The following is a 15,207-nucleotide window of genomic DNA, read 5'->3' as shown; positions in this document are numbered from 1 at the left end:
TGACTTTTGGCACGCTGTTGAGTTCTCAAGGAACGGACGCTTCCATCGGGCGGCTTTCACACCGGCCCTCCGGGCGCTTCGTTCTTTCGTGTTTCGAGCTTACCAGATCCGTTTCCCGGGCTTAACCGGTGCTTTTCGCATCCGAAATCTGGTGTTAACCGCCGACTCGCGGCGACCCGACCAACCATAGCGGGTCCCCGGCCGGAGCGCGAATCGAGCCACGCCGGGGGTCACCCGCCCGGACGCGTGATTTGTTGCTCTCGCGAGCATATACAGCAATGGTCCCGATTCGCCAAGATGCCTGTAGAGTGCGGCGCATCGGCCAAGAGGACTAGACCACCAGCAGTCGGCGAGATGACCGGCCGGTGAGGCCGGACGGTGCGGCCGATTGCCCGGGAATGTCAGCGGATGTCCGAAGTTGACATGATTTAGGCTTCAGTCGATCGCCCTGCCGCGTTCGCGGCCGCTCGCCTGTACTGCGCACTTGGGAGGCTCAACCATGACCACTGTGACGTCGCCGCTGACCGGCAAGGTCGTCGGGCTCGCCGGCGTGCCGGACCCCGTGTTCTCGGGTGCGATGGTCGGCCCGGGCACCGCGATCGACCCGGTGCGCGAGCAGACCGAGGCCGTTGCCCCGGTGGACGGCGTGGTCGTGTCCATGCACCCGCACGCGTTCGTCGTCGTCGACGCGGACGGGCACGGTGTTCTGACCCACCTGGGCATCGACACCGTCCAGCTGAACGGCGAGGGCTTCGAACTGCTCGTCAGCAAGGGTGACACCGTCACCCGCGGCCAGGCCGTCATCAAGTGGGACCCGGCCGCCGTCGAGGCCGCCGGCAAGTCGCCGATCTCGCCGATCGTCGCGCTGGAGGCCTCGGCCGAAGCGCTGGGCTCGGTTCTGGAGACCGGGGAGGTCGCCGTCGGCGACGCCCTGTTCAACTGGAGCTGACCGCTCCCCTCTCACCCGACACATCCGGCCCACCGCTCCGGTCGGGGCGGCCCGGCACACAGCGGTACCCGGCGGGGCCGCCTCTCTCACGGAGACAGACATGGAGAAGACGCTGCGCGGCGTGGGTGTCAGCCACGGGGTCGCGATCGGCCAGGTGCGGCACATGGGGACGGCGGTGCTGGAGCCCCCGGCCACCCAGATCCCGGCCGAGGACGCTCCGCGCGAGCAGGCCCGCGCCCAGGCGGCCGTCGAGGCGGTGGCCGCGGACCTGATCGCCCGGGGCAACCTGGCCGGCGGTGAGGCCCAGGCCGTGCTGGAGGCCCAGGCGCTGATGGCGCAGGACCCCGAGCTGATGGCCGACGTCTCCCGCCGGATCGCGGTCGGCAGCACCGCCGAGCGCGGTGTCTACGACGCCTTCGCCGCCTACCGGGCGCTGCTGGCCTCCGCCGGGGAGTACCTGGCGGGCCGGGTGGCCGACCTCGACGACGTCCGGAACCGCATCGTGGCGCGGCTGCTGGGTGTGCCGATGCCGGGCGTGCCGGACAGCGACGAGCCGTACGTGCTGTTCGCCCGGGACCTCGCGCCGGCCGACACCGCGCTGCTGGACCCGACGCTGGTGCTCGGCTTCGTGACCGAGGAGGGCGGGCCGACCAGCCACAGCGCCATCCTGGCGCGGGCCATGGGCGTGCCGGCCGTGGTCGCCCTGCCGGCGGCGACCGAGGTCGCTGAGGGCACGGTCGTCGCCGTGGACGGCAGCTCGGGTGAGGTGCTGGTCGAGCCGGGCGAGGAGAAGCAGGAGGAGCTGCGCCGGATCGCCGCCGATCGCAGGGCGGCGCTCGCCGCCTCCTCCGGCCCCGGCGCGACCTCGGACGGGCACCGGGTGCCGCTGCTGGCCAACATCGGCGGCCCGGGCGACCTGCCGGCCGCGCTGGAGGCGGGCGCCGAGGGCGTCGGGCTGTTCCGCACCGAGTTCCTCTTCCTGGACGACTCCGCGAAGGCGCCCAGCGAGGAGAAGCAGGTCGAGGCGTACCGCAAGGTGCTGGAGGCGTTCCCGGAGAACCGGGTCGTCGTGCGGGTGCTCGACGCGGGCGCGGACAAGCCGCTGGACTTCCTGACCCCGGCCGACGAGCCGAACCCGGCGCTGGGCGTGCGCGGTCTGCGCACCCTGCTGGAGCACCCGGAGGTGCTGCGCACCCAGCTGCGGGCGCTGGCGCGGGCTGCCGAGGGTCTGCCGGTGCACCTTGAGGTGATGGCCCCGATGGTGGCCGACCGCAAGGACGCCCGGGAGTTCGCCGAGGCGTGTCGCCAGGCCGGGCTGAGCGCCAAGTTCGGTGCGATGGTGGAGATCCCGTCGGCCGCGCTGCGGGCGCGCTCGATCCTCCAGGAGGTCGAGTTCCTGTCGCTGGGCACCAATGACCTCGCCCAGTACGCCTTCGCGGCCGACCGTCAGGTCGGTGCGCTGGCCCGGCTGCAGGACCCGTGGCAGCCGGCGCTGCTCGACCTGATCTCCGCCGCCGCCGAGGCCGCGCAGACCGAGGGCAAGAGCTGCGGCGTCTGCGGCGAGGCCGCTTCGGACCCGCTGCTGGCCGTGGTGCTGACCGGTCTCGGTGTCACCAGCCTGTCGATGGGCGCGGCGTCGATCCCCTATGTGCGGACGGCGCTGGCCACGTACACGCTGGCGCAGTGCCGCCGGGCCGCCGAGGCGGCGCGGGCGGCGGACAGCGCCGAGGAGGCGCGGGCCGCCGCGCAGCAGGTGCTGTCGGGCGAGTAGCCGCCGGACGACCGTCGGAGTACGCCGGAGGGGCCCTTCCACTGTGGCTGTGGAAGGGCCCCTCCGGCGTTCCTCCGGGCAGGCGGCCTACGCCTGCCGGCCGGCCTCGCGGTCGCGGCGCAGCTGCTCGAACCAGCGGAGGTGGTCGAGGTTGTCGACGGAGCCGGGGTTGACGGCCTGGTCGAGCGGGGTGCCGGAGAGCAGGCGCTTGACCGGGACCTCGATGCGCTTGCCGGTCAGGGTGTGCGGCAGTCCGCGCACGGCGATGACCTCGTCGGGGACGTGCCGCGGGGAGAGTTCGGTGCGCAGCGAGGTGCGGATGCGGCCGATCAGGTCGTCGTCGAGTTCGGCGCCGGGGGTGAGGACGACGAACAGCGGCATCCAGTAGCCGCCGTCGGGCTCCTCCAGGCCGATGACCAGGGACTCGGCGATCTCGGGGAGGCGTTCGACGACCTCGTAGATGTCCGAGGAGCCCATCCGGACGCCCTGGCGGTTGAGGGTGGAGTCGGAGCGGCCGTGGATGACGACGGTGCCCCGGGAGGTGACGGTGATCCAGTCGCCGTGGCGCCAGGTGCCGGGGTAGGTGTCGAAGTAGCTGTCGTGGTAGCGGGTGCCCTCGGGGTCGTTCCAGAAACCGGTGGGCATCGAGGGGATCGGCTTGGTGACGACGAGTTCGCCGACCCGGTCGGTGTGCGGTCGGCCGTCGACGTCCCAGGACTCGACGGCGGCGCCCAGGCAGGGGGCCTGGATCTCGCCGAGGTGGACGGGGAGGGTGGGGACGCCGCCGACGAAGCAGGAGCAGACGTCGGTGCCGCCGCTGACGGAGGCGAGCCAGACGTCCTCCTTCACCTCCTCGTAGATCCAGCGGAAGCCGTCGGGCGGCAGCGGGGAGCCGGTGGTGCCGATGCAGCGGACGGCGGAGAGGTCGAGGTCGCGGCCGGGGTGGAGTTCGGCCTTGCGGCTGGCGATCACGTAGGCGGCGGAGGTGCCGAGGACGGTGGCGCCGGTGCGGGCGGCCGCGGACCACAGGGCGCCGGTGTCGGGGTGGCCGGGGCTGCCGTCGTAGGTGACGACCGTGGACCCGGTGAGGAGGCCGGCGAGGAGGAAGTTCCACATCATCCAGCCGGTGGAGGTGTACCAGAGGAAGCGGTCGCCGGGGCCGAGGTCGAGGTGGAGGCCGGCCTGCTTGAGGTGCTCGACGAGGATGCCGCCCTGGCTCTGCACGATGGCCTTGGGCAGGCCGGTGGTGCCGGAGGAGTAGAGGACCCAGAGCGGGTGGTCGAAGGGGACCGGCTCGAAGACCGGCGCGGTGTCGGCGGCGACCAGGTCGTCCCAGGCCAGCGCGCCCTCGGGGGCGGGGGCGCCGAGCAGGGGGACGTGCACGACGGTGTGCAGCGAGGGGAGTTCGCGGCGGAGCTCGGCGACGACCTCGGTGCGGTCGTGGTCCTTGCCGCCGTAGTGGTAGCCGTCGACGGCGAAGAGGACGACGGGCTCGATCTGCTGGAGGCGGTCGAGCACGCTGCGGGCGCCGAAGTCGGGAGCGCAGCTGGTCCAGACGGCGCCGACGGCGGCGGCGGCGAGGAGGGCGACGGCGGCCTGCGGGATGTTGGGCAGGTAGGCGCTGACCCGGTCGCCGGGGCGCACGCCCCGGGCCCGGAGGGCGGCGGCGAGGGAGCCGACCTGGCGGCGGAGCTCGGCCCAGGTGAGGACGGCGGGCTCGTCGGTGGTCTCGTCGAGGTGGAGGATCGCGGGGCGGCCGGCGTTCGCCTCGTCCTCGGCGGCGCGAAGGGCGTGCTCGGCGTAGTTGAGGCGGGCGCCGGGGAACCAGCGGGCGCCGGGCATCGCGGGGTCGGCGAGGACGGCGTCGGGGGCCTCGGTGAAGCGGACGTCGAACCACTGGGTGACGGCGGTCCAGAAGCGGTCGAGGTCCTCGACCGACCAGGCGTGCAGGGCGGCGTAGCGGGCGGCGGCCTGGTCGTCGTCGGCGGCGGGGGCGAGCGGGGCGGCCGGGGCGCCGTGGTGCTCGGCGGCCCAGGCCTGGAAGGCCACGATCCCGGTGCCGGCGGCACGAGCGGGATCGGGGCGCCAGAGTGGCTGGTCCTGGGATGGGGTGCTCACGGTGGTGGTCTCCCGGCCGGTGATGAGGGCGGACGGGGATGCTTGTGGCAGGGCCCGCGTCCGGTTGGGGGCTGTCGGTGCAGACCCTGCCATGGGATCGGCCGGGGCGCCAGGGTCTGCCCGGCCGTCGGGCCGTGACCGGGTTGCCTGGTCAGAGGCGGGAGAACTCGCCGTTGAACCAGGAGCGGGAGACCCGGGTGTGGAAGGGGAAGGCGAGCGGGGTCTCGGGGGTGGCGACCTGCCAGCCGTCGGTCTCGTCGGTGGGGACGGAGGGCGGGAGGGTGGCGAGCGGACGGGCGGGGAGCAGGCCGAAGAGGCAGAGGAAGCCGCCGTGGGTGTCGGAGTCGGTGGCGACCAGGGTGATGTCCGCGGCGTCGGCGAGGATGCCGGTCTCCTCGCGCAGTTCGCGCACGCAGGCCTGCTGCCAGCTCTCGCCGTAGTCGATGTAGCCGCCGGGGAGGGCGAGTTCGCCGTAGCCGGGTTCGATGGTGCGGCGGATCACCACCAGGCCGGAGGCGTGGCCGGCGCCGGTGGTGACCGGGAGGAGGGTGACGACGACGGGCAGGGGGTTGCGGTAGCTGATCTCGGTGCAGCCGGGGCAGGTGCGGGGCCAGGCGGAGGTGCCGGCCGGGTAGGGGGTGCCGCAGAAGTGGCAGTGGGAGTTGGCGTGGTGGCGCACCGTGCCGGCCTCGTGAGTCGTCATGGCCGGATGGTAGTGCGGTCGGGCGCGGCCGGGGCGGGGGTCGCCGGATCCGGCGGCGGTTCGCTGCGGGTGGGGCGGAGCAGCGCGGGGTGGAGGAGCGTGGCGTCGCCGGCGTGGTAGGTGCGGGCCCGGGGGCCGCCGCGGGCGCCGCCGCGGTCGGTGGTGGTGCCGGTGCCCTCGACGAAGCCGGGGACGGAGAGCACCTTGCGGTGGAAGTTGCCGGGGTGGAGCTTCTCGTCCCAGACGGCCTCGTAGACGGCGCGCAGTTCGGGGATGGTGAAGTCGTGGTGGAGGAAGGCGGTGGCCAGCGGGCTGTACTCGATCTTGGCCCGGGCGCGGTCGAGGCCGTCGGCGAGGATCCGGGCGTGGTCGAAGGCGAGCTCGATGGGGGTGGGGTCGCCGGGATCGGCGGGTCCGGTGGTCCCGGTCGGTCCGGTGGTCCCGGTCGGCCCGGTGGAGCCGGTGCGCCCGTCGACGCCACCCCCGTGGGTGTCGGCGGGCGCACCGGCGGTCTCGGACCGGCCGGCGGGCCGGAGGTCGAGGGCGGTGACGGGGTGCCAGGCGGCGTGCGCCGCGTCGGTGCCGGCCCGCGGGTCGGGCAGGTCCGGGGCGAAGGCGAGGTAGGCGACGGAGACCACGTGCATCCGCGGGTCGCGCTCGGGGGTGCCGTAGCTGCCGAGCTGTTCGAGGTGGATGCGGCTGAGCGCGGCCTCGGCCCCGACGGTGCCGTGCAGGCCGGTCTCCTCGGCGAACTCGCGGGCGGCTGCCTCGTCGAGGCTCTCCTCCCCGGCCCGCAGGAAGCCGCCGGGCAGCGCCCAGCGGCCCTGGTAGGGCGGGAGGGCGCGCTCGACGAGCAGCACGTGCAGGCGGCCCTGGCGCAGGGTGAGGGCGACGACGTCGACCGTGACGGCGACCGGGGTGTAGGCGCGCGGGTCGTAGGAGGCGAGCCACTCCTGCTCGGTGGTGTCCACGGTGCGCGCTCCTCTCCTCCCGGTGGCGCCGGGCTGTCGTCCTTCTCGGACTGAGCACAACGTAGCGACCCGTTGACTCTGCGGCAAATGATTTTCCCGCCGCTCCCCCGCCCACCGGATCCTAGGCTGTGACCAGGACGTTCACCCGAGGAGGCGGTCATGGGCGCACCCGGCGCGCCGGACTTCGCCGCCGCGCTGGCGGCCGGTCCGCTGGTGCTGGACGGCGGGCTGTCGAACCAGCTGGCGGCGGGCGGCCACGACCTGGCGGACGCGCTGTGGTCGGCGCGGCTGCTGCAGGACGCGCCGGAGGCGGTGCTGGCGGCGCACCGGGCGTACTTCGCGGCGGGCGCGCAGGTCGCGATCACCGCGAGCTACCAGGCGAGCTTCGCCGGCTTCGCGCGGCGCGGGACCGGCCGGGACGCGGCGGCGCGGCTGCTGGCCCGCAGTGTGGAGCTGGCGCGGGAGGCGGCGCGCGGGATGCCGGGGCCGCGCCGCTGGGTGGCGGCGTCGGTCGGGCCGTACGGGGCGGTGCTGGCGGACGGTTCGGAGTACCGGGGCCGCTACGGGCTGTCGGCGGCCGAGCTGGAGGCCTTCCACCGGCCGCGGCTGGAGGTGCTGGCGGCGGCGGGGCCGGACGTGCTGGCGCTGGAGACGGTGCCGGACGCCGACGAGGCGCGGGTGCTGCTGCGGGCGGTGCGCGGGCTGGGGGTGCCGGCCTGGCTGTCGTTCGGTGCCGCGGGCGGGCTGACCCGGGCCGGCCAGCCGCTGGCGGAGGCGTTCGCGGCGGCCGGGGAGGCGGACGAGGTGGTGGCGGTGGGGGTGAACTGTTGCACGCCCGGGGAGGCGGACCGGGCGGTGGGCCTGGCGGCCCGGGTGTCGGGCAAGCCGGTGGTGGTGTACCCGAACAGCGGCGAGGGCTGGGACGCGGCGGCCGGGGCGTGGTGCGGCGATCCGACCTTCTCGGCGGGCCGGGTGGCCGGGTGGCTGGCGGACGGGGCGCGGCTGGTGGGCGGCTGCTGCCGGGTCGGGCCGGACGCGATCCGGGCGGTGGCCGCGGAGGTGGGCGCGTGGGCGGCGGCGAGGACGGCGGATCCCGCGGGCGCGGCGGACGCGCCGTCGAGCAGGGCCGCCGGGCGCCCGGACTGACCGCCCGGCCGGGCGCGCGGGCGGCACGGAGGCGGTGCGGGGGCGCACGACCGCCCGGCTGGAGCGGGGTTACCCAGGGGGAAGGTGCACGGACCGGCGACGGCCTGGCAGACTCGTGCCGTCACCACTGCGGTCGACATTGTCGACCGCCTGTCAGCGCGGAGGTTCCCATGCCCGGCCCGATCCAGTCGCTCTCCCGGGCCGCCGCGATCATGCGCCTGCTGGCCGGCGGCGAGCGCCGCCTCGGCCTTTCGGAGGTCGCGACGGCGCTGGACCTGGCCAAGGGCACCGCGCACGGCATCCTGCGCACCCTCCAGCAGGAGGGGTTCGTGGAACAGGACCCGGAGAGCGGGAAGTACCAGCTGGGCGCCGAACTGCTGCGGCTCGGCCAGAGCTACCTGGACGTGCACGAGCTGCGGGCGCGTGCCCTGGTGTGGGCCGACGACCTGGCCAGGGCGGCCGGGGAGACCGTCTACCTGGGCGTGCTGCACCAGCGCGGGGTGCTGATCGTGCACCACGTGTTCCGCCCGGACGACACCCGCCAGGTGCTGGAGGTCGGCTCGATGCAGCCGCTGCACTCGACCGCGCTCGGAAAGGTGCTGCTGGCCTACGACCCGGTGGCGCGCGGCGAGCTGGGCGAGGGCCCGTTCGAGTCGTACACCGCGCGGACGCTGACCGAGGCGGCGGACGTGGACGCGGAGGCGGCGCTGACCCGCGAGCGCGGCTGGGCGGACTCGGTGGAGGAGACCTGGGAGGGCGTGGCCTCGATCGGCGCGCTGATCCAGGACCGCCGGCGCAACCCGGTGGGCGCGGTCTGCATCAGCGGTGCGGTCGAGCGGGTCTGCGAGGACGGCTTCGTGAAGCCCTCGCTGGTCGCGTCGGTGCGCAGCGCGGCGCGCGCGATCTCCCGGGACCTGGGCGCCGGGCGGTTCTGAGCGGCGGGCCGCGGGCCCGCCGGGAGCCCGGCGAAACGTTCACGCACAGGCGCGGACGGGCGAAAAGCCTGTCCGCGCCTTACCGTTTTGTCCGAAATTCCGATGATCCACCCGATGACATCGAGTAGCGCGACGAGCCGAGGGTCACAGCTGCGTAACCCGGCCTTGACGAGAGGGCGACCCGGGGAGGAAGCTTCCGCATGACGGTCGACATTGTCGAACGATGGCCGTGCGAATCACACCCACAGAGCGCTCACCCGCCCGACGGTCCGCCCGGCCCCTGCCCCCACCCTCATCTCCGGGCCATATGGACAAGGGAGTCTTTGTGTCCGCGTTCTCCAACGGCGACGTTTTCGTCGGCGAAACCCTCGGCACCGCCGCGCTGATACTCCTCGGCGGCGGCGTCTGCGCCGCCGTGACGCTCAAGAAGTCGAAGGCCCTCAACGCCGGCTGGCTGGCGATCACCTTCGGCTGGGGCTTCGCGGTCCTGATCGCCGCCTACATGTCGGCTCCGAAGTCCGGCGCCCACCTCAACCCCGCCGTCACCGTCGCGCTCGCCGTGAAGAGCGGCGAGTGGGGCCAGGTGCCGCTCTACCTCGGCTCCCAGATGCTCGGCGCGATCATCGGCGCCGTGCTCGTCTGGGCCACCTACCTCGGCCAGTTCCAGGCCAACCAGGAGCCGACCCTCGGCATCTTCTCGACCGGGCCCGAGGTCCGGAACCCGGCCCAGAACGTCCTCACCGAGGTCATCGGCACCTTCGTGCTCTGCTTCGCGATCCTCACCATCGGCACCAACAACGGGCTCTCGCAGTCCGGCACGGGCACGCTGATGGTCGCCTTCACCGTGGTCGGCATCGGCCTCTCGCTGGGCGGCCCGACCGGCTACGCGATCAACCCGGCCCGCGACCTCGGCCCGCGCATCGCGCACGCGCTGCTGCCGATCCCGAACAAGGGCGGCTCCGACTGGTCCTACGCCTGGGTCCCGGTCGCCGGCCCGATCATCGGCGGCCTGCTGGCCGGCGGCCTCTACAACGCCATCTTCTGAGGCCGGGTTCGAACCCGCCGCGCACGGGGACTGACCACGGAGTCAGGCCCACCCACCCCGCCAACCCCCAGAGACCCGAGCCGAGGACCCTCATGACCTCCACTGGCAGCTACATCGCCGCGATCGACCAGGGCACCACCTCCAGCCGCTGCATCATCTTCGGCGCCGACGGCCGCATCGTCGCCGTCGACCAGCAGGAGCATCGGCAGATCTTCCCCCAGCCCGGCTACGTCGAGCACGACGCCACCGAGATCTGGACCCGGGTGCAGTCGGTCGTCCGCGGTGCGCTGGAGAAGGCCGGCCTGACCAGGGACGACATCCGCGCCATCGGCATCACCAACCAGCGCGAGACCACCGTCCTGTGGGACCGGCACACCGGTGAGCCGGTGCACAACGCGCTGGTGTGGCAGGACACCCGCACCGAGGGCCTCTGCCGCGAGCTGGGCCGCAACGTCGGCCAGGACCGCTTCCGCCGCGAGACCGGCCTCCCGCTGGCCAGCTACTTCGCCGGCCCGAAGATCCGCTGGCTGCTGGACAACGTCGAGGGCCTGCGCGAGCGCGCCGAGGCCGGGGACATCCTCTTCGGCACCATGGACACCTGGGTCATCTGGAACCTCACCGGCGGTGTCGACGGCGGCAAGCACGTCACGGACGTGACCAACGCCAGCCGCACCATGCTGATGAACCTGCACACCCTGCAGTGGGACGAGAAGATCGCCGAGTCGATGGGCGTGCCGATGGCCGTCCTGCCGGAGATCCGCTCCTCCGCCGAGGTGTACGGCGAGGCCGTCGGCGACCTCGCGGGCGTGCCGGTCGCCTCCGCGCTCGGCGACCAGCAGGCCGCGCTGTTCGGCCAGACCTGCTTCGACGAGGGCGAGGCCAAGTCCACCTACGGGACCGGCACCTTCCTGCTGCTCAACACCGGCGAGAAGGTCGTCAACTCCTACCACGGGCTGCTGACCACGGTCGGCTACCGGATCGGCGAGCAGAAGCCGGTCTACGCCCTGGAGGGCTCGATCGCCGTCACCGGCTCGCTCGTCCAGTGGCTGCGCGACCAGCTCGGCATCATCTCCACCGCCGCCGAGATCGAGACCCTGGCCAACACGGTCGAGGACAACGGCGGCGCCTACTTCGTCCCGGCCTTCTCCGGCCTGTTCGCCCCGTACTGGCGCTCCGACGCCCGCGGCGTGATCGCCGGCCTCACCCGGTACGTCACCAAGGGCCACCTCGCCCGGGCCGTCCTGGAGGCCACCGCCTGGCAGACCCGCGAGGTCGTCGACGCCATGCAGAAGGACTCCGGGGTCGAGCTCACCGCCCTCAAGGTCGACGGCGGCATGACCAGCAACAACCTGCTCATGCAGAACATCGCCGACGTCCTGGACGCCCCGGTCGAACGCCCGTACGTGGCCGAGACCACCGCGCTCGGCGCCGCCTACGCGGCCGGTCTGGCGGTCGGCTTCTGGCCCGACCTGGACACCCTGCGGGCCAACTGGCACCGCGCCGCCGAGTGGACGCCGCGGATGGACGAGGCCACCCGGGAGCGCGAGTACAAGAAGTGGCTCAAGGCCGTCGAGCGCACCATGGGCTGGGTGGAGGAGGAAGAGACCGACTGACCGCGACGCCGGCCGGGGCCCCGCCCCGGCCGGCCCGTCCCGTTCCACCGGCCCGCCGCACCGGGCCGACCGGCCACGTTGCAGGGGCCGTACGCACACCGAGAGGAGTAACGGCGCCGCCCGACCCGCGCGCCGTACACACACCATGGCAACCATCCCGACCCTGGGCGCCGAGCTGACCGCCGGCCGCACCGCCTCCCGCGCCGAGACCCGCGAACTGCTCGGCAAGGCCACCTACGACCTGCTGGTGATCGGGGGCGGCATCCTCGGCACCGCCGTCGCCTGGACCGCGTCCCAGGCCGGCCTGAAGGTCGCCATGGTCGACGCCGGCGACTTCGCCGGCGCCACCTCCAGCGCCTCCTCGAAGCTGGTCCACGGCGGTCTGCGCTACCTGCAGACCGGCGCGGTCAAGCTGGTCGCCGAGAACCACAAGGAGCGCCGCGCGCTCTCCACCGACGTCGCCCCGCACCTGGTCAACCCGCTGACCTTCTTCGTGCCGGTCTACAAGGGCGGCCCGCACAGCGCGCCCAAGCTCGGCGCCGGCGTGTTCCTCTACTCGGCGCTCTCCGCCTTCCGCGACGGCATGGGCCGGGTCTCCACCGCCGCGCACGCCGCCCAGCAGGTGCCCGCGCTGCGCACCGAGGGCCTGCGCTCGGTGGCCGTCTACGGCGACCACCAGATGAACGACTCGCGCGTCGCCGTGATGACGGTGCGCGCCGCCGTCGAGGCCGGCGCGGTCGTGCTCAACCACGCCGAGGTCACCGGCCTGCGCTTCACCGGCGGCCGGGTCACCGGCGCCGAGCTGAAGGACCGCATGGACGGCACCGAGTTCGGCGTCGACGCCCGTCTGGTGCTGAACGCCACCGGCCCGTGGGTGGACCACCTGCGCCGGATGGAGGACGCCGGCGCCGCGCCGTCGATCCGGCTGTCCAAGGGCGCCCACGTGGTGGTCAAGCGCCGCTCGCCGTGGCGCGCCGCGCTGACCATCCCGATCGACAAGTACCGCGTCTCCTTCGCCATCCCGTGGGAGGACCACGTCCTGCTCGGCACCACCGACGAGGAGTACACCGGCGACCCGAAGGACGTCCGCGCCACCGAGGCGGACGTCGACCAGATCCTCGGCGAGGCCGGGCACGCGATCCGCGACGAGCACCTCGACCGCGACCTGATCACCTACACCTTCGCCGGCCTGCGGGTGCTGCCCGGCGGCCCGGGCGACACCGCCGCCGCCAAGCGCGAGACGGTCGTCACCGAGGGCAAGGGCGGCATGCTGTCGGTCGCCGGCGGCAAGTGGACCACCTACCGCCACATCGGGCGCACCGTGCTGGAGAAGCTGGCCCACGTGCCCGGCACCTCGCTCGGCGAGGACATCTCCCCGATCGCCCCGACCGTCCCGCTGCCGGGCGTCGGCGCGCCCAACGCGGTGGCGCACCGCCTGCTGATCGACCGCGAGCCGGGCTCGCGGATGGAGCCGCTGGTCGCCAAGCACCTGGCCGGCCACTACGGCACGCTGTCCTTCGACATCGCCCGGATGATCGACGAGAACCCGGAGCTCGGCCGGCCGATCCACGAGGACGGCCCGGACGTCTGGGCGCAGGTCGCCTACGCGGCCGACCACGAGTGGGCGTACACCGCGGACGACGTGCTGCGCCGCCGCACCACGATGACCGTGCGCGGCCTGGACACCCCGGAGGTCCGCGCCGAGGTCGAGGCCTTCCTCGCGAAGCGCGGAGCCAAGTAGGCGGGCACACCGGTACGCGACGGGCGGGCACCCCGGGGCCGGGGTGCCCGCCCGTCGGCCTGCCCGCCCGGGGCGCGTCCGGTGGATCGGCGCGGGGCCGCGAGGGCCCCCGGACGGTCCGCCCCGGGAGCGTCCGGTGGCGCGGGTCCCGCTCCCCCGGTGCCGCCCCGGGAACGGCGGACGGGCGGGCGCTCCCCGAGGGAGCGCCCGCCCGCCTGCGCGTGCCGCGGAGGCTAGATCACCAGGCTGAGCGGCATGATCAGGGCGATCGCGACCACCGAGATCACCGTCTCCATCACCGACCAGGACTTGAGCGTCTGGCCGACGCTCATCCCGAAGTACTCCTTCACCAGCCAGAAGCCGGCGTCGTTGACGTGCGACAGGAACAGCGAGCCGGCGCCGATGGCCAGCACCAGCAGGGCCGCGTGGGTGGAGGACATGTCCGCCGCCAGCGGGCCGACGATGCCGGCCGCGGTGATGGTGGCGACCGTCGCCGAGCCGGTGGCGAGCCGGATCAGCACCGCGATCAGCCAGCCGAGCAGCAGCGCCGAGATGTGCCACTTGGACGACCACTCGCTGACCGCGGTGCCGACGCCCACGTCGATCAGGGTCTGCTTGAAGCCGCCGCCGGCGCCGACGATGAAGACGATGCCGGCGATCGGGCCGAGCGACTTGCCGACGGTGTCGGAGATCCGGGCCTTGTCGAACCCGGCGGCCCGGCCCAGGGTGACCATGCCGAGCAGGGTCGCGGCGAGCAGGGCGATCAGCGGCGAGCCGACGAAGTCGAGGACCCGCTGCGGCATCGCCTTCGGGTCGTCGATCACGACGTCCGCCAGCGCCTTGCCGAGCATCAGGATGACCGGCAGCAGGATGGTCACCAGGACGGCGCCGAAGGACGGGGTGTGCTTGCGCTCGGCGGTCTCCACCGGGGCGGCCGGCTTCGGGACCTCCAGCGGGCCGACCCAGCGCTCGGCGAAGCGGGCGAACACCGGACCGGCGACGATCAGCGTGGGGACGGCGATCAGCAGGCCGAGCGCCAGGGTGATGCCGAGGTCCGCCTTGAGCGCGTCGACGGCGACCAGCGGACCGGGGTGCGGGGGCACCAGGCCGTGCAGCACGGACAGGCCGGCCAGCGCCGGAATGCCGATGCGCATCAGCGGGACGTTGCCGCGGCGGGCGACCAGCAGCACGATCGGGATCAGCAGCACCACGCCGACCTCGAAGAACAGCGGCAGGCCGAGCACGGCGGCGATCAGCGCCATCGCCCAGGGCAGCGCCCTCGGGCCGGTGCGGGACAGCACGGTGTCCGCGATGATGTTGGCGCCGCCCGAGTCGGCGAGCAGCTTGCCGAGCATCGCGCCGAGGCCGATCAGCAGGCCGACGCCCGCGACGGTGGAGCCGAAGCCGGTGGAGAAGCTGGTGAGCAGCTTGTCGAACGGCGCGCCCGCGACGGCGGCCAGCAGGCCCGAGCCGAGGGTCAGGGCCAGGAACGGGTGCAGCTTGAGCTTGGTGATCAGCAGCACGATGGCGCCGATGCTGAGCAGCACCGCGATCAGCAGCTGGGTGTCGCTGCCGGTGTGCGGGAGGGCCGGTGGGGCGGCCGCGAGCACGGTGAGGGTGGGGGACGGGGTCACGCGAGGTCTCCATTGACGGGCCGCAGCAGGGCGACGGCCTTCTCGACGAGTTCTTCGGGGGTCGGCCCGACATCCAGGACGGCGCCGCGCTCGTCCGGACCGAGGGGTTCCAGGGCGGCGTACTGGGAGCCGAGCAACGACGGCGGCATGAAGTGGCCGGTGCGGTGGGCGAGCCGGTCCTCGACCAGCTCGGTCCGGCCGCTGAGGTGCAGGAACCAGGCGTCCGGGCAGGACTCGCGCAGCAGGTCGCGGTAGCCGTGCTTGAGCGCCGAGCAGGTGACCACGCCTCCGGTGCCGGCCTCGCCGTGCTCCTTCAGCCAGGCGCCGATGGCGCGCAGCCAGGGCTCGCGGTCGCGGTCGTCCAGCGGGACGCCGGCCGACATCTTGGCGATGTTGGCCGGCGGATGGAAGTCGTCCGCCTCCGCGAAGGGGAGTCCGAGGCGGTCGGCCAGCAGACGGGCCAGGGTGGTCTTGCCGACACCCGAGACGCCCATCACCACGATGGTGAGGGGCGCGTGGGGGGTGTCGTGGTTCTCGACGCTGAGAGCCATGGGTGGTGCTCCTTCGTTGCCTGGCGCCAC

Annotated in this window: 12 protein-coding genes; 7 read left to right on the top strand and 5 right to left on the bottom strand. The window is 73.7% G+C overall.

Going from position 1 to position 15,207, the window contains the following annotated elements:
• The first annotated feature begins 499 nt into the window (after window positions 1-499).
• The gene (locus ACF1AK_RS33505) at window positions 500-949 is read left to right on the top strand and encodes a PTS glucose transporter subunit IIA (RefSeq protein WP_391502590.1); all 450 of its coding nucleotides are present in this window, start codon (window positions 500-502) and stop codon (window positions 947-949) included.
• 100 nt (window positions 950-1,049) lie between these two features.
• Window positions 1,050-2,720: a phosphoenolpyruvate--protein phosphotransferase gene (ptsP, locus tag ACF1AK_RS33500; protein WP_391502589.1), complete on the top strand. Its 1,671-nt coding sequence runs from the start codon at window positions 1,050-1,052 to the stop codon at window positions 2,718-2,720.
• Window positions 2,721-2,807: 87 nt separating this feature from the next.
• On the opposite strand, the gene ACF1AK_RS33495 is transcribed toward ptsP, so the two are convergent.
• The 3 genes from ACF1AK_RS33495 to ACF1AK_RS33485 are packed head-to-tail and all read right to left on the bottom strand — an operon-like array spanning window position 2,808 to window position 6,512.
• Window positions 2,808-4,931, bottom strand: coding sequence for an acetoacetate--CoA ligase (locus ACF1AK_RS33495; RefSeq protein WP_391502588.1), 2,124 nt, complete (start codon window positions 4,929-4,931; stop codon window positions 2,808-2,810).
• A 58-nt stretch (window positions 4,932-4,989) separates the two neighbouring features.
• Window positions 4,990-5,541 carry an NUDIX domain-containing protein gene (locus ACF1AK_RS33490; protein WP_391502587.1) on the bottom strand — a complete coding sequence of 184 codons (552 nt, stop codon included), beginning with the start codon at window positions 5,539-5,541 and terminating at the stop codon, window positions 4,990-4,992.
• A complete protein-coding gene (locus ACF1AK_RS33485; RefSeq protein WP_391502586.1) occupies window positions 5,538-6,512 on the bottom strand; it encodes an NUDIX domain-containing protein in 975 nt (324 codons plus the stop codon). The genes ACF1AK_RS33490 and ACF1AK_RS33485 overlap by 4 nt, the downstream gene beginning before the upstream one ends.
• 159 nt (window positions 6,513-6,671) lie before the next feature.
• On the opposite strand from ACF1AK_RS33485, the gene mmuM reads away from it, so the two are divergent.
• The 5 genes from mmuM (at window position 6,672) to ACF1AK_RS33460 (ending at window position 12,992) form a co-directional block, all read left to right on the top strand.
• Window positions 6,672-7,658 (top strand): homocysteine S-methyltransferase, encoded by a 987-nt coding sequence (mmuM, locus tag ACF1AK_RS33480; RefSeq protein ID WP_391502585.1) that lies wholly within the window; start codon window positions 6,672-6,674, stop codon window positions 7,656-7,658.
• Between the two features lie 170 nt (window positions 7,659-7,828).
• The gene (locus ACF1AK_RS33475; RefSeq protein WP_387682364.1) at window positions 7,829-8,593 is read left to right on the top strand and encodes an IclR family transcriptional regulator; all 765 of its coding nucleotides are present in this window, start codon (window positions 7,829-7,831) and stop codon (window positions 8,591-8,593) included.
• 307 nt (window positions 8,594-8,900) lie between these two features.
• Window positions 8,901-9,638 (top strand): MIP/aquaporin family protein, encoded by a 738-nt coding sequence (locus ACF1AK_RS33470; RefSeq protein WP_391502584.1) that lies wholly within the window; start codon window positions 8,901-8,903, stop codon window positions 9,636-9,638.
• 92 nt (window positions 9,639-9,730) lie between these two features.
• A complete protein-coding gene (gene glpK / locus ACF1AK_RS33465) occupies window positions 9,731-11,251 on the top strand; it encodes a glycerol kinase GlpK (RefSeq protein ID WP_391502583.1) in 1,521 nt (506 codons plus the stop codon).
• A gap of 145 nt (window positions 11,252-11,396) precedes the next feature.
• The gene (locus ACF1AK_RS33460) at window positions 11,397-12,992 is read left to right on the top strand and encodes a glycerol-3-phosphate dehydrogenase/oxidase (protein ID WP_355369745.1); all 1,596 of its coding nucleotides are present in this window, start codon (window positions 11,397-11,399) and stop codon (window positions 12,990-12,992) included.
• 233 nt (window positions 12,993-13,225) lie between these two features.
• Here the strand turns inward: ACF1AK_RS33460 and ACF1AK_RS33455 are convergent, their stop codons facing one another.
• On the bottom strand, window positions 13,226-14,626 hold the full coding sequence (locus ACF1AK_RS33455; protein ID WP_391502582.1) for a GntP family permease: 1,401 nt from the start codon (window positions 14,624-14,626) through the stop codon (window positions 13,226-13,228).
• Window positions 14,623-15,177 carry a gluconokinase gene (locus ACF1AK_RS33450; RefSeq protein ID WP_391502581.1) on the bottom strand — a complete coding sequence of 185 codons (555 nt, stop codon included), beginning with the start codon at window positions 15,175-15,177 and terminating at the stop codon, window positions 14,623-14,625. Before ACF1AK_RS33450 ends, ACF1AK_RS33455 begins: the two co-directional genes overlap by 4 nt.
• Between the last annotated feature and the right edge of the window lie 30 nt (window positions 15,178-15,207).

Origin of the sequence: Kitasatospora sp. NPDC015120, from assembly GCF_043080305.1 — a bacterium.
Lineage (GTDB): Bacteria > Actinomycetota > Actinomycetes > Streptomycetales > Streptomycetaceae > Kitasatospora.
The sequence above is the reverse complement of the archived record's forward strand: the minus strand, read 5'-3'. Positions and strand labels throughout refer to the sequence as shown.